This is a genomic window from Comamonas thiooxydans, assembly GCF_002157685.2.
Lineage (GTDB): Bacteria > Pseudomonadota > Gammaproteobacteria > Burkholderiales > Burkholderiaceae_C > Comamonas > Comamonas testosteroni_H.
The window spans coordinates 2790499-2803882 of sequence record NZ_AP026738.1 but is presented as its reverse complement, the minus strand read 5'-3'; the positions used below and the strand labels follow the sequence as shown (position 1 = coordinate 2803882).

Below are 13384 nucleotides of genomic sequence, written 5' to 3'. Positions count from 1 at the left end.
TTAGAACATGTGGCGCAGGCCTATTTCAAGGCCTGAGGAGTTGCGGCCGGCCAATGGCGAACGTCCGCCGCTGACGGCATAGCTGGCCTGCCCGCGGTTGCGGATATGAGCATAGGTGCCATACAGCGCCGTGCGCTTGGACAGATCGTGCACGTAACCGATACCAACTTGACGAGCATCGTTGGTGCTGCGGGCCGAACCATCCGTATTGAGCAAGCCCCCAGAGCTGCCGTCATTCAGCATGGCATAGCTCAGGCGCACCTTGCCCTGCGTGGAAACGGGGATGTGCGCGCCCAACTCATAGCTGCGCTTTCGAACCTTGCCGCCTGACAAATCCACGTCCACTTGGTTGTATAGGGCAAACAACTTGGCAACGCCGAGGTTGTAGCTGGCACCAATATTGGCATGGATGTAGTCACCGATAGTTGCAGTACGCGCGTAGCGGGTGCGGCTGATGCCTGCGGCCACATCTAGCGTACCCTGGGCATATCCCAGGCGGCCGCCAGCAAAGTTGCCGTCGTTCTTCTGTGGCGAGCCGGAGCCGTTCTCACCAAAACCCACCATGGCCATGCCGTACCAACCGCCCAGATCCTTGGGTAGCCAGTAGCTGACGGCATTGCTCACCACGGTGGTGGTGTAGAGCGATCCGCTGCCCACCGCCGCGAAAGTCAGATTGCCGGCTCTGGCCACCCCATTCTGGTTGAAGGGGTCGAAATAGATATTGTTCCAGTGCGTGGGCGCGAAGTCGTGCCCAAGTCGCACTTCGCCCATGGGGCCGGCAAGGCTCACATAGGACTGGCGGTCGAAGGTCAGGCTGGTGGTCGACTGAGCGCCGCTAGCTTGGTTGTTGGTATTGCTGGCGCGGCCCGTTCCGGTATCTGGGTTGAGACTGCCTTCGAGCACGAAGCCCGCACTCCAGCCGCTGCCCAGGTCCTCGCGCCCCCGAAAGCCCAGGCGGCTCGTGGCGTAGCCGCCGTTGGAGACACCAGTCACGCTGCCTACGCCGCCTGCACTGGTGCGCTGCAGCCCGACATCCATGATGCCATACAGTGTGACGCTGCTGCTTTGTGCCTCAGCCAATTGCGGCAGTGCACCGGCGCAGGCCAGCGCACACGCCCATTTCCATGATCCGTTCTTCATATGCCTCCTCCAGGTTCCAAAAATCCGCCGTGATGGCTGGATGTGCCACGGGTGTGGCTGTTGCAGTCCCGCTGAAAGCCGGCAAGGGCCTGGCAACGGTCCTGATACGCTTGCAATGCCCCTACCCTCACGGCACACCAGGCCATGCGGCAGCCCGACCCGCTGCCTGAGGCGGGCCTGAGTAGTGCATGGCTTGAAATAGAGAGGTTGCGTCCGGTTGCGCCCTGAGCAGACCTTGGGGCTCAGGTGGGAAACCTACTGCTTGGGAATACCGGCTTGTTTGATGAGACTGCCCCAGCGCTCATAGCTGTCGCGTACCATGGAAGCAAGATGCTCAGGTGTAGAGCTTTCTGCGGTGTAGGCTCCGTTACGGTAGAACTCCTGCACCTTGCCGTCGGCAATGGCCTTGACGAGTGCGGAATTCAAAGCCTTGACAATTTCAGGAGGCAGCTTGGCTGGGCCGAACCAACCGAGCCAACTGGTCAGATCCATGTTCTTGAGGCCTTGTTCGGCCAGGGTTGGCACGCCAGGGAGCAGCGCCGTGCGCTGCGGCGCCGCCACGCCTATGATGCGCACCTTGCCGGTGGCCGCGTTCTGCAATGCCGCTGGAGCCGCATCGAAGGCCATCTGCACACGGCCGGTCATGAGATCTGCCGCCATGTCCGCACCGCCGCGGTAGGGAATGTGCACCAGGTCCAGCCCTTGCTGCTGGGCGAACACCTGGCCGAACACATGGGCGGAAGTGCCCGTGCCAAATGATGCGTAGCTGATTCCACCCGGTTGGCCCTTGGCGTAGCTCACCAGTTCCTTCACGCTATGCACGGGCAGGGCAGCGTTGACCACAAGCACCAACGGCCCTGCCCCACCCAGCGACAGCGGCGTGAAGTCCTTCTGCGGATCGTAGGTGGCAGCCTTCATGGTGTGCGGGTTCTGCGCGAACGTGGATGAGGCTGCGTAGAACAGGGTGTAGCCGTTGGGTGCGGCCTTGATCACCTCCTGTGCGGCCACCAACGTTCCGGCACCTGGGCGGTTGTCGACAACCACGGTGGCGCCGAGGATCTCCCCCAACTTCTGGGCCACCACTCGGGCCTGGCCGTCAACGCCCCCCCCTGGAGAGAAAGGCACAACTACCCGTATAGGACGCTGAGCTTCGGGGAAGGCAGGGGCTGCGGCCAGGCTGCCACAGCCTAAAGCCATGGTCAGGGCGGTCAGGGAAAAAGCGCGTCTGTTCCAGAGTTTCATTTTTTGTCTCCTTGTCTTTGTTCTGGGGATGCTGCATGGCTCGTCAAGATCGAGGGGCATGCATCATCCCTGCGTGTCGTGGCACGCATTCATCGGTAATGGATTGGAATCGGGGCCTGGCCGGTGCAGCCTAATGACTGTCTTGCCCGTTCGCCCCGGTCGTCTGCGGCCCAGTGCCGGGCCTGGCGGCTATGGGGCTGTCGGCTGCTCTTGCGCTCGCCTGAGCAACTGCACGATGCCCTTGTCCGCATCCACGCGAACCCAGTCACCGGTGCGCAGCACCGTAAGCGGGTCGGCATCGAAGTCGGTCATTGCTGGCGCTCGTGTGACCACAGCCCCCAGAGCGATCTTGGTGCTCATCTCCGTGAACAGCATGGCCGCCGGAGCCACGCCCATGGAGCGCGTCAGATGAAAGGCATTCGACCAGCCCGACGAGCCCTTGGCGCCGGGAAACACCAGCACCTTGCCCGCAAAGCTCTGCCCCCTCAGCGGGTGCCGGGTTTCCACGATCGTGCCGGTGCGTGAATCGATGCCACCCCAACCTGAGATATGGGCTTCGGTGCACAGCACCTCTCCCTCCACGCAGCCTCCCACCACCTTGCGCCCGCGTAGGACCTGCTGATCCATGGTGTCCACCGTCGTCATGCGTAAGCCCCCTTCCACTGGCCCGTGCATGCGGCATCGATGCATTCGGCCGTTGTTCCAAACCATGCTTGCACGCCCAGGATGGCGGGCAGGTAATGCGCCTGCTTGGCCGAGTCCAGCGCCACGACCTTGGTGCCCTGAGGCGTGGCCCGGCTCATGGCCGAGCAGCTGTCGGACATGAGCGCGCCGCCCGCCTCCTCGATGATGCGGGTGTAGCCGTTTTGGTCGGCCAGCGCCTTGATGGCCCTCGGCGTGAAGATCCACAGTGCGCTGTTGTCATGCACCTTGCGCCCTTTCAGCAGCATGGCGGCTTCCCATATCTGCTCTATCGTGTAGTGGGGGCATCCCAGCATCACATAGTCCACATGGCTGTCGCGGGCCGTGTGATTGAGTTTTTCATAGGCCTGGCGGCGTTCTGCCTCGCCATAGCGCAGTACGTGCCGCGCCGACCTGCCGCCCAGAGCCTGCTCCAGCGTGTTGGCCTCGGGTGTCGTGCCCACCAAGTGATACATCTCCACACCTCCCGAAGAAGCTGCGGCAGCACCGAAATGCTTGAGCCGGGCCAGGTCGGGCGTTGACCTCAGGCCGCTGACCACGGGAACGCTTTCCTGCACCAGCTCGCCGATGTGATAGCCCAGCAAGCCCCAGTCGGCCGTGGTTTCCACGGGTACCTCAAGCTGGATGTGGTGGGTGGCCAATCGATGCTGGTCAAGATGAAAGCCCCAGTAAGGGATTTTTCCGGTCAGCGAAGCAGCTCCAGTGCTTTCACGCCCTTCGGTGTTCGTGCGCGCGCCCAACACCGAGTTGCAATAGACGACCGCCGAGGACTCCATCCAGGCACAGTGCTCACCGCGCGTGGGAATGTTGCCGACCTGGTAGGGCGTGCAGGTGTTGAGCAGTTGTATGCCGTGCTCTGCCGTATAGCGCTCCCCCTGCTTGTAGAAGTGGATGATTTCCTCGCTCAGTCCCATGCGCTGCGGCTGTTGCGGATCGAAGCCCAGTTGAAGATGGCTAGTGAAGGCCTTGACGGGCGGAATGCTGACCACGTCGTCGCTGTCGAGGTTGAACTCGGAAAACACTGCATCCATCCCGCCTTTTTGCCGCGCATAGTCCCTCATGAAAGGCGTGGAGGCACTGACGGTGCCACAGACATTGCGTGTATCCACCAGACGTTCCGCGCCCAGTGCTTCACCGTAGCGCACCAGCAAATCCATGGCACGCTGCACTGCTGGGCCGTCATGGCCGTCGTACATGGCTTTCTCTTGGTCGGTCAATCTCATGGGGTCCTTCTTTGTAATGATTGGGACAGGGGCAAGCCGCCTCCGATGTCCTGGGCAATGCTGGCTGCCGTGGCCAGCAGCGGCTTTGCCACCTCGCCGTGCAGCTTTTCGGCATTGAAAGCAAAGGCCGGACCTCCGCAGTTCAATGCCATCACTTCCCCGTTCGGGCCCTGTATGGGCGTGGCCAGGGAGCCAATCTCACGGTGCCACTCGCCGAAAGAGCCCGCGTAGCCGCACCGGCCGGCTTCGGCTAGTGCGCTGTCCAACCCCGGCAGCAGGCGCGGCCATTCGGAACCGCGCGACAGATGCAGGGTCTCGATCAGCTGCGCACGCTCACGTTCGTCGACGCCGGCCAGATAGGCTCGGCCCAGTGCCGAATTGGGCAGCGGCACCCGCGAACCCACATCCAGCGTGCTGGAGATCATCGACATGCGCGGTCGGCTGACCTCGATGAGCACCATCTCCAGACCATCACGCACCGCCAGCAGCACGGTTCCTCCCGTAAGGTCTGCCAACGTCTGCATATGGGGCCGGGCACGCGCACGCACGTCCAGTCCCGAGAGAAAGGCCTGAGCCATTGAAACCACTCCAGCCGCCAGTTCAAAGCTCTCAGTGGCGGCGTTCTGACGTAGCAGACCCAGCGAAACCAGTGTGGCTGCCAAGCGCGTGACCGTGGGCTTGGGTATGCCGGTGCGCTCCGACAACTCGGTGTTGCTGAGCACTCTGTCCGTACGGCTGAAGCAGCGCAGCACGGCAATTCCGCGCTCCAGGGCACTGACCGTATCGCCCTTGCTCAAGGCGGTCTGGCCCAGGTCACCGGCATGCATGGAAGAGGAGGCTTTGGAAGGTCGGCTCATGTGTACTCGTAGATAGTCAATTGAAGATGCACAGTGTGGCAGTTCCCGGCCCCGACGTAGCGAGGACCTGGCATTGCGGCTCTCCGCGATGGCGTCCATTCCTCGCATGCCGAAGCCTGTCACATTCAGGCCAAGGCTGTGACGTCGGCTTGACCTACCCGCTCATGTGCGCCGGGTCTCAAGAACACGTTCTGGCGCAGCAGCGCTGTCTGCAGTTTCGCAATATCCACCTGACGCGGCTCCACCTGGGCGCTGACTGCCAATGCGGCAGCCGTTCCTGCAGCCTGTCCGGTCGTCCAGCATTGGGGAATTTCTCGCATGAAGCCGTGGGAGTTGGCATCGCAGGAAAGATGACGCCCAGCAACGAGCAAGCCATTGAGTGCCTGCGGCACCAGGGCACCATACGGGATGGATATGTTGGGAAACTTGGGCGAGACAGCCGGCGTGACACCCACCTCATCGGGCAGAGGCTGACCGGAATCCCATTGGCTGCGGAGCATCTTGCCGACCCCAACCAGGCGCCGTGTATGCCTTACGCCGATCTGAGGGGCGCTGGTCAGCATGTAGGCATGCTCAAACCCTGGCGCGTTGTTGCGGAAGAACTCCAGATGCGCGGCCATGAGTCGATGCGAGCGAATCTCCACCTCAGTGAGGTCATCCACATTCAAGGCCGAGTAACCCGACTGTCTCGGCCCCATGAAGAGGGCCACATCGTTTCGCCATGAGACAAACGGGCGCTCAAACAAGCCCACGCTCTCCCTGCCCCGGCGCATGAATTCCGTGAACTGTTCGGGCTGGCCCGCCTTGAACTCGATCCAACGCGCCATGTCCACACCGCCAAACAACCACGAGGTGTTCATGCAATGGTGCACATCGTTGGCTTCGATATCGGTTTCGAATTGCTGGCCCGCACGGGCGAACACATCTCCATCTCCCGTGCAGTCGACAACCACCCGAGCGCGTATTGCCATGCGCCCTTCCTTGCTCTCGAAGACCATTCCACGCACTGCTCCGTCCTGAACAATGGGCACCGAGCCCCAGCCGTGGAACAACAGGCGCACCTTGCTCTCCAGCACCATTTCTTGGCATGCCAGCTTCAGCCGCTCTGGATCGATGGTGGGAGACCAAGTGACGATTCCGTGATAAGCGGCCGTCCGCTGGGCCCAATAAGCAGCCCGGGTGGGATCCTGGATGCCCCACTCTTCCGGCATTGGTCCGGCGATGGCATCAGATGGCAGACGCCCCAGAACATCCTCCGCAAAGCCGCGGATGGTTGGAACCCCTGCCCAGTCAGTCATGCGGTCTATCCAGATCACGAGTCCGCCCGTGGACAAGCCTCCCAGATGGTTGTAGCGCTCCAGCAGCGTGACGCGTGCGCCCTGACGCGCAGCGGATACGGCCGCTGCCGTTCCCGCAGGACCTCCTCCGACAACCAAGACATCGCAATCGTGGTGTACCGGAATGCTTCTGCCTGGCTCTTCGTAGCACTGGGCAGACCGCTGCCCCACATAGCTGCGCTCGCTTTCAAAGATGTCCGAGGAAAGAATACGCTCATCCGAGCGCTCAATGGTCTTCATATGCCGTGCCCCTTGTTGATTTGATTATTTTGAAATTGAATTCCAAAATAATCAATACGCATTTGCATGACCAAGGGTTTGCACGGAAGGCCGGACCGTCAAGGCTTTGTTGCTCTGCGACAGGCACGATAGTCTTCCAAAGCCCGAAGGAGCTGAGCCTCCTCAGGTATGACGCTCGCCAGACTCGAGATGAGCAAGGCTCCACTGAATCGGACCGGGTCAAGTAGACACCTTCGAGCCTCAATCTGAGGCCTTATAGGAGGAGCCATGAAGTCCAACCAACCTTATCCCGAAGAATTCAAGATCGAGGTGCTCAAGCAGATCACCGAGCGAAGCCACAAGGTGGCCGAGGTGTCCGCTCGAATCAGCTCAGCCATCTTTGTAGCCATCTTTGAGTGGGGCCGTATGACATAGGAATCAGCTATCCAGATCCCGCGAGATTGCTCTGAAACAGATCACGGGCTTTAAGGGCAGCGTTGTACTGTTTCCTGTTGGTGGCTCGGTAGTGGGGCTTGATGGACTGGTTCAGGCGACAAGGCTACAACTTGCCGTGCGTAGATTTGTGCAACAACGCCATGCAACTCAGAACCTGCTGGCAAAATAGTGACCATGCGATTCCTCCACACGATGTTGCGCGTTGGCAATCTCCAGCGCTCTATTGACTTCTACACCAACGTCATCGGCATGCAACTGCTGCGCACCTCCGAGAACACCGAGTACAAGTACTCGTTGGCCTTTCTCGGCTTTGAAGGCGGCAACCCGGGTCAGGCGGAGATCGAGTTGACCTACAACTGGGGCACTGAGAGCTACGACATGGGTACGGCTTACGGTCATATTGCTCTGGGTGTGCCCGATGCCTATGCCGCCTGCGAGAAGATCAAGGCCGCTGGCGGCAATGTGACCCGCGAAGCAGGCCCCGTCAAAGGCGGCAGCACCGTGATTGCTTTTGTGACGGACCCCGACGGCTACAAAATTGAGCTGATCCAACGCAAGGACGATCTGGGCACCGGCACCGGTCTGCGTTGATTCTTCCTCTCCGGATTCCTGGAACGAGCGGCACCTGGTTGCCGCTTTTTTCATGCCTGAACGGGCTACCTATCGTCCAAACAGGGGTTTTCAGGCATAGGCCGGTACTCAAGACTCAGTACTCCAACACGAATCAGGAGACAGGCAATGAGTGACTCGGTTCTGGAGCAACTCCAGCAGCGTTTGCAGCATCTTGAAGATATTCAGTCGATACAGGCCTTGAAGGCTCGGTACTTGCGAGCCTGCGATCAGAAGCAGCCGAACGCCATGCGTGAGTGCTTTGTGGAGCATGGTGCGGTCATCGAAGCCGATGGTTTCCCGGCTTTTACGGATCGAGAAGAATGGGTTGAAACCTTCACCAGGCTGGCGGTTGCCAACCCGTCCATCCAGGACATGCACCACGGCCACAACCCTCAGATCCGCTTTACGGGAGCTGATAGTGCGAACGGCTTGTGGGATCTGGAGTTCTGCCAGATCAATGTCAAGGAACGCACCATCGTCAATCTCTCAGGTCAGTACAGCGATGAGTACGAGCGCATCAACGGGTGCTGGCAGATCCGTTCCATGCGCTTTGCGCGGGGATCGTTTGTCATGCGCCAAGTCGATGCGGGCGGCATTGAAAGAGTCATTGCCCTGGGCAAGCCTCCGGTAGCTGGATTCATTGAAAACAACTGATCCTTGCTCTGCAGTAAACAGCAAAAAGCAAAAAGCCCGATACAGCGAATGCCATATCGGGCTTTTTGCAAGAGAACTGGGTTTATCAGTCGGCCAGAATCACTTCCACACGGCGAGCTTCGGCATTGGAGCCGTCGGCCTGAGATTGCTCGGGCTTCTTCAGCTCGACCTTGTTTTCTGCCACGCCCAGTGCCACCAGAGCGGCCTGGACGGCTTGCGCACGTTGCTTGGCCAGCTCCGCGTTGATTTCAGCACTGCCGGTTGCATCATGGAAGCCGGAAATCACAGCGCGCTTGCCTTCAGCCACGCCCTTGACCACATCGCTCAGCGCTTCGTTGGCGCCAGCGGCCACTTCCGCCTTGCCCGAGACAAAGTAGAACTTGACCACACCGTTTTCCACGATCACGCGGGCAGCCTCTTCAACCACTACCACAGGCACGTTGGTCGCGCTGGGTGCGGACGCTGCGGCTTCAGCCTTGGGAGCATGGGAAATGCCGCGCTTGTAGACGACGGTGCCAACGACGGTGGAGACAACCAGAGCGATCAGGGCAAACAGAAAACCCAGGGCAAAGCGTTGCTGGCTATCGTCGTCAGAGCTGTTGAAGGACATGAATGAAATCTCCGTATTTGCGGGTGATTATGAAAGTACGAAACCTGTATTTATGACACTTGCTTCCTGACTGCATGCTTCAGGCTGACAAAGCGACAAAACCACGCATTCTAGAGGTTTGCCGTGAAACGCCTTAACGACTGCCTTCACGGCAATCGCAAAAAAGATTCAAATCTCAGCCGCTTCACAGTGGGAAAGCGTTGCTTTTACGCCTTCGTGCGTGCACAGGTGCACCGACGGCGCGCCCGCGCGTTATATATCAAAGTCAATTCAGCTCTGAATCCGGTTTGAGGAGTTTCCATGTCCGCCCTGCCTTTGTTGAATCATTCCATGCGTGATGCTGACCAGATGCTGGAGCGGGCTCTGGTGCAGTGGGGAGGTGACGAGGATTTGTGGATTTTTGGTTATGGCTCCCTGATCTGGCGCCCTGAATTTGACTTCAGCGAACGCCGTTCGGCCCATGTACATGGCTGGCATCGTGCTCTGAAAATGTGGAGCACCATCAACCGTGGCACGCCCCAGGTGCCAGGCCTGGTGTTTGGCATGCTCTCGGGCGGCAGCTGCCAGGGCATGGCCTTCCGTATTCCGCGCAACCAAGGCGATACCGTGATGCGCAAGCTCTGGTTGCGTGAGATGCCCAATGCCGTCTATGACCCGCGCTGGCTGCCTTGCCGCACCCCGCACGGAGCCGTGAAGGCCCTCGCATTCACGCTCTCACGCCAAAGCCCGCACCATACCGGCGAGCTGGCGCCGGATGAATACCGGCGCATCTTTTCTGAGGCCCAGGGCATATACGGCACAACGCTGGACTACGCCCAAGCCACTTTTGACGAGCTGCAACGGCTGGGCATCGACGACAAGGCGCTCAAGCGCCTGCTGGCCTATGCGGACTTCCAGCAAGCCAGGTGCTCAGCTGTTGCTGCTATTTGAAACGTAGCTAACATCGCTCTACTGTATTGGGATACAAGCTTGAAATTCCGGCGATCCGGGGCACAATGGCCTTTTGATTTCGGAAAGACCGCCATGCTCCCTAACCGTGTTGCCGCCCTCTTTTCGCGCCCAGCCTGGACAGGTCTGGCGCTTGTCGCAAGTCTGGCCGTGACGGCTTGCTCCACAACCAGCAACACGGCCGCACCCTCTTCTTCGGAGACGATCCCTGCTGCAACTCTCAGCAAAGGCGTGCAATCGATTGCACGTCTGGAAGCCACCAAGGGCAGCCAGGTAACGGGCACGGTCCAGTTCTTCCCGCAGCCGGACGGCAGCGTTCGAGTACAAGGCCGCGTGGAAGGGCTGGCGCCGAATAGCGAGCATGGCTTTCACGTCCATGAAAAAGGCGACTGCTCCAGCGGCGACGGCTTGAGCGCCGGCGGCCACTTCAATCCTGGACAACAGGCGCATGGCAAATTCGGCGACACCAAGGCCCATCACATCGGTGACCTGCCCAGCCTTGACGCCGATACCCAGGGCGTGGCGACTATCGATTTTGTGAGCAAGGAGTTCAAACTGGACAGAGGCGGCAACGGCATTCTGGGTCGATCGTTGATCGTGCACAACGATCCGGATGACTATACGACCCAGCCTACCGGCAATTCAGGCGCGCGCCTGGCTTGCGCCGTGATCGAGCGCGGCGCGTAAAGCCGTCGCTCTCGCATGGAAAGAGCCGCGATTGCGCGCCAGCAAGACAAGGTCTGATGGTCGACCAAGCCTTGACCGAGGCACAGCGACAAACCTAGGCGAGCTCGGCAAAGTCAATGGTTGTCGAGTCCTAGCTCCTCCTTCAGGGGCTTTTTGACGACCGTGAATTGCGGTCATGCCAGATCCTGCGCGCTTCCTCCAAGGCCTGCACGGTGTCCACATCGAGCACGCAGCCTATGTCATCGCAGTCCCAGCATTGCAGACGCTGATTCTCCGCCGCATTGCGCACGATGGAGGCCGCGCCCTGATCGCCGCTCAACAGGGCGAGTGCCTGAGCTGCTGCTCGGCTGAAAGCCACGGGATGACCCTTCCGTCCCTGGTAGAAGGGTTGAATCACATGCAGCTCACAGCTATCCAGCCGCGTTAGCTGCCAGGCCAACTCGTGTAGCGTGGCAGCCTGAACCAAAGGCAAATCTGCTGGCAGGATCAGCCAGCCATTGGCGCCGGCTGTGGCCTTGACGGCCGCAGCAATGCTGTCGCCCATGCCGGGATGAGGTCCGCACTCCAGATGCCAGGGAAGGCCGGAGGCCTGCACTGCCTCCAGAGTAGTTTGCAGAACGGTTTGCGGGCCCAGCATGGCCTGGAGCTTGTGGCTGGAGCCGCCCGATGCGAGAAATCGCTCTCCCCTGCCCGCAGCGAGAACCAGCACACAAGGCCGGTCCGGATCAACCATGGGAGCGGGCAAAACTTCTTGATTCATATTGCTGCCGAGCATAACGCCGGCTTTGGCTGCGCGGCACAATGTGAACATGAGCAGCCTATCTTCATCCATTGCCGATCTGCGCAAAAGCTATGAACGCGCAGAGCTGAGCGAATCCGCTTCCAACCAGAATCCCCTGCAGCAGTTCGACCAATGGCTGCAGGAAGCCGTGAGAGCCCAGGTACCCGAGCCTAATGCCATGACTGTGGCGACCGTGAGCGGCGACCTGCGACCCAGCACGCGCATCGTGCTGATCAAAGGCTATGACGAGCGTGGCATTGTCTGGTACACCAATTACGACAGCCGAAAGGGCCAGCAACTGGCGGGCAATCCATTTGCTGCCTTGCAATTTCACTGGGTAGAGCTGGAGCGTGTGGTGCGCATCGAAGGCCGTGTGGAAAAAGTCAGCGCCGAGGAAAGCGATGCCTACTTTGCCAGCCGCCCGCTGGACTCCAGGATTGGTGCCTGGGCCAGTCCACAAAGCCAGGTCATCAGTGGCCGCGGCGTGCTGGTGACCAATGCCGCCAAATACAGCGCGCAGTTTTTGCTCAATCCTCCCCGGCCTCCCCACTGGGGCGGTTTTCGTCTGGTGCCCGAGCGCTGGGAATTCTGGCAGGGACGCAAGAGCCGGCTTCATGACCGCCTGAGCTACCGCCAGGAAGGCCAGCACTGGATTCGTGAACGACTGGCTCCCTGAGTTTTGATGGATCCGTCATTGAAATGGGAGGGCGCAGCGACGGAAAGCGCCCTCTTCGCTGATCACTTTTGGCTTGTGGTTAAGTGAATGAATTTATGTCGGTGGTGATAGATAATTCATGTAAGTTACATTAATATTGCCATATGCAAGACAAAAACAATCCGGATCAGCAGTCTCCAGATCCATCCGCACTGCCAACTGGAAACCAGCTGTTTCGCGACTGGCTCGAGCATGAGGGCAGCAAGAGCTGGGATGCGCTGGACACCTCTCCAGACGGCAACTATGAAAAGGTCTGGCAGGCCTGGTTGATGCATCTGTCCGGACAGGCTGCTATTGCAGGCAAGGAGCGCCCTGCCCGCAGGCCGCGTTCTTCAAAGTCCTGGTATCAGGCAACCGAGTTGGATGTGCAGAGCTTCCTGCAGATACGCGACGGACAACGGGCGCACCACCACCCCGAACGCAAGATCAGTCCGGTCACCCGCCGCCGCTACTGGCGGCTGCTGGAGCGCATCTATGACCATGCGATGGAGCATGGCTGGATCGGCTCCAACCCCGCAACCGGTCTTGAGCCGGCCGAACGCCCGCCCTCCGAAGACGGCAAAGGCCATTGCCTGCCCCCCCTGCTCTGGCAATCGCTGCCAAGGCATTTTCCCAGCGCAGACGGCTACCAGGACGCACGCGACCGCGCCATTGTGCTGTTGCTCTACGAGATGGCTCTGGCCCCAGAGGAAGTGCGCTGTCTGCTTTGGAAGAATCTGCATTCAAGCGCCGATCAGGTCTGGGTTGGGTGCTCGGAAAGCATTGCGAATGGCGAGTCGCCCCTGCCCCGCTACCTGAAGATAGAAGGCGGCAGAAATGCTCAGCAACGGCTGCTTGAGCTGCCCGACTCCGTGGCCCAGGCCTTACAAAGCTGGAGAAGATTCAGCGCCGCACAGCGCGGGCCGTCTGTGATTGACGGCAACCATATCGTCTTCTATTCGCGCCGTGGCGGCGAATTGTCGGTACGCATGCTGTTCCATGTGGCCTCGCAGATCATTCAGCGCGCCCATCAGGCCCAGCCCGAGAACAGCCAGAAATTTCCGCTGCAGCGCGTGGGGCCGCAGGTCTTGCGCAACACGGCCATCGTGCAATGGCTGCGTGCCGGCGTGCCCGAATCGGAAGTGATTGCCAGGATAGGCGTGGACAGCACTCGTTCCCTGCGCCATCTGCAGCACTATCTATAGCCATGGCTCCAGCCCAG

General features: G+C 60.1%; 15 protein-coding genes. 7 read left to right on the top strand and 8 right to left on the bottom strand.

The features are described 5' to 3' along the window. The 6 genes from CTR2_RS12860 to CTR2_RS12835 form a co-directional block, all read right to left on the bottom strand. Positions 1-1140: a porin gene (locus CTR2_RS12860; RefSeq protein WP_087083562.1), complete on the bottom strand. Its 1140-nt coding sequence runs from the start codon at positions 1138-1140 to the stop codon at positions 1-3. A 255-nt stretch (positions 1141-1395) separates the two neighbouring features. Next, positions 1396-2382, bottom strand: a complete 987-nt coding sequence (locus CTR2_RS12855) for a Bug family tripartite tricarboxylate transporter substrate binding protein (RefSeq protein ID WP_087083564.1) — start codon at positions 2380-2382, stop codon at positions 1396-1398. A 189-nt stretch (positions 2383-2571) separates the two neighbouring features. Beyond that, positions 2572-3027 (bottom strand): aconitase X swivel domain-containing protein, encoded by a 456-nt coding sequence (locus tag CTR2_RS12850; protein WP_087083566.1) that lies wholly within the window; start codon positions 3025-3027, stop codon positions 2572-2574. Then, positions 3024-4307 carry an aconitase X gene (locus tag CTR2_RS12845; protein WP_087083568.1) on the bottom strand — a complete coding sequence of 428 codons (1284 nt, stop codon included), beginning with the start codon at positions 4305-4307 and terminating at the stop codon, positions 3024-3026. The genes CTR2_RS12850 and CTR2_RS12845 overlap by 4 nt, the downstream gene beginning before the upstream one ends. Beyond that, a complete protein-coding gene (locus CTR2_RS12840; protein ID WP_176391653.1) occupies positions 4304-5164 on the bottom strand; it encodes an IclR family transcriptional regulator in 861 nt (286 codons plus the stop codon). The genes CTR2_RS12845 and CTR2_RS12840 overlap by 4 nt, the downstream gene beginning before the upstream one ends. Positions 5165-5289: 125 nt before the next feature. Beyond that, positions 5290-6741, bottom strand: coding sequence for an FAD-dependent oxidoreductase (locus CTR2_RS12835; protein ID WP_087083572.1), 1452 nt, complete (start codon positions 6739-6741; stop codon positions 5290-5292). A 267-nt stretch (positions 6742-7008) separates the two neighbouring features. On the opposite strand from CTR2_RS12835, the gene CTR2_RS12830 reads away from it, so the two are divergent. The 3 genes from CTR2_RS12830 to CTR2_RS12820 all read left to right on the top strand — a co-directional run bounded on the left by CTR2_RS12830 (position 7009) and on the right by CTR2_RS12820 (position 8442). Beyond that, complete coding sequence (locus CTR2_RS12830) at positions 7009-7155, top strand: hypothetical protein (protein ID WP_176391654.1); 147 nt, start codon at positions 7009-7011, stop codon at positions 7153-7155. A 195-nt stretch (positions 7156-7350) separates the two neighbouring features. Beyond that, a complete protein-coding gene (gloA, locus tag CTR2_RS12825; RefSeq protein ID WP_003070839.1) occupies positions 7351-7767 on the top strand; it encodes a lactoylglutathione lyase in 417 nt (138 codons plus the stop codon). Positions 7768-7914: 147 nt separating this feature from the next. Continuing rightward, positions 7915-8442: a nuclear transport factor 2 family protein gene (locus CTR2_RS12820; protein WP_087083574.1), complete on the top strand. Its 528-nt coding sequence runs from the start codon at positions 7915-7917 to the stop codon at positions 8440-8442. An 85-nt stretch (positions 8443-8527) separates the two neighbouring features. Here the strand turns inward: CTR2_RS12820 and CTR2_RS12815 are convergent, their stop codons facing one another. Further along, on the bottom strand, positions 8528-9052 hold the full coding sequence (locus CTR2_RS12815; protein ID WP_087083576.1) for an OmpA family protein: 525 nt from the start codon (positions 9050-9052) through the stop codon (positions 8528-8530). 300 nt (positions 9053-9352) lie between these two features. On the opposite strand from CTR2_RS12815, the gene CTR2_RS12810 reads away from it, so the two are divergent. Next, the gene (locus tag CTR2_RS12810; RefSeq protein WP_087083578.1) at positions 9353-9982 is read left to right on the top strand and encodes a gamma-glutamylcyclotransferase; all 630 of its coding nucleotides are present in this window, start codon (positions 9353-9355) and stop codon (positions 9980-9982) included. Between the two features lie 93 nt (positions 9983-10075). Continuing rightward, positions 10076-10687, top strand: a complete 612-nt coding sequence (locus tag CTR2_RS12805; protein ID WP_087083580.1) for a superoxide dismutase family protein — start codon at positions 10076-10078, stop codon at positions 10685-10687. 142 nt (positions 10688-10829) lie between these two features. Here CTR2_RS12805 and CTR2_RS12800 read toward each other — a convergent pair whose 3' ends face one another. Beyond that, entirely contained in the window at positions 10830-11498 is a 669-nt protein-coding gene (locus CTR2_RS12800; RefSeq protein WP_087083582.1) for a nucleotidyltransferase family protein, read from the bottom strand. Between CTR2_RS12800 and pdxH the strand changes: the two genes are divergently transcribed. Continuing rightward, positions 11497-12144, top strand: coding sequence for a pyridoxamine 5'-phosphate oxidase (gene pdxH, locus CTR2_RS12795; protein WP_087083584.1), 648 nt, complete (start codon positions 11497-11499; stop codon positions 12142-12144). The genes CTR2_RS12800 and pdxH overlap by 2 nt on opposite strands. A 143-nt stretch (positions 12145-12287) precedes the next feature. Then, positions 12288-13367, top strand: coding sequence for a tyrosine-type recombinase/integrase (locus tag CTR2_RS12790; RefSeq protein ID WP_087083586.1), 1080 nt, complete (start codon positions 12288-12290; stop codon positions 13365-13367). The last annotated feature ends 17 nt before the right edge of the window (positions 13368-13384 follow it).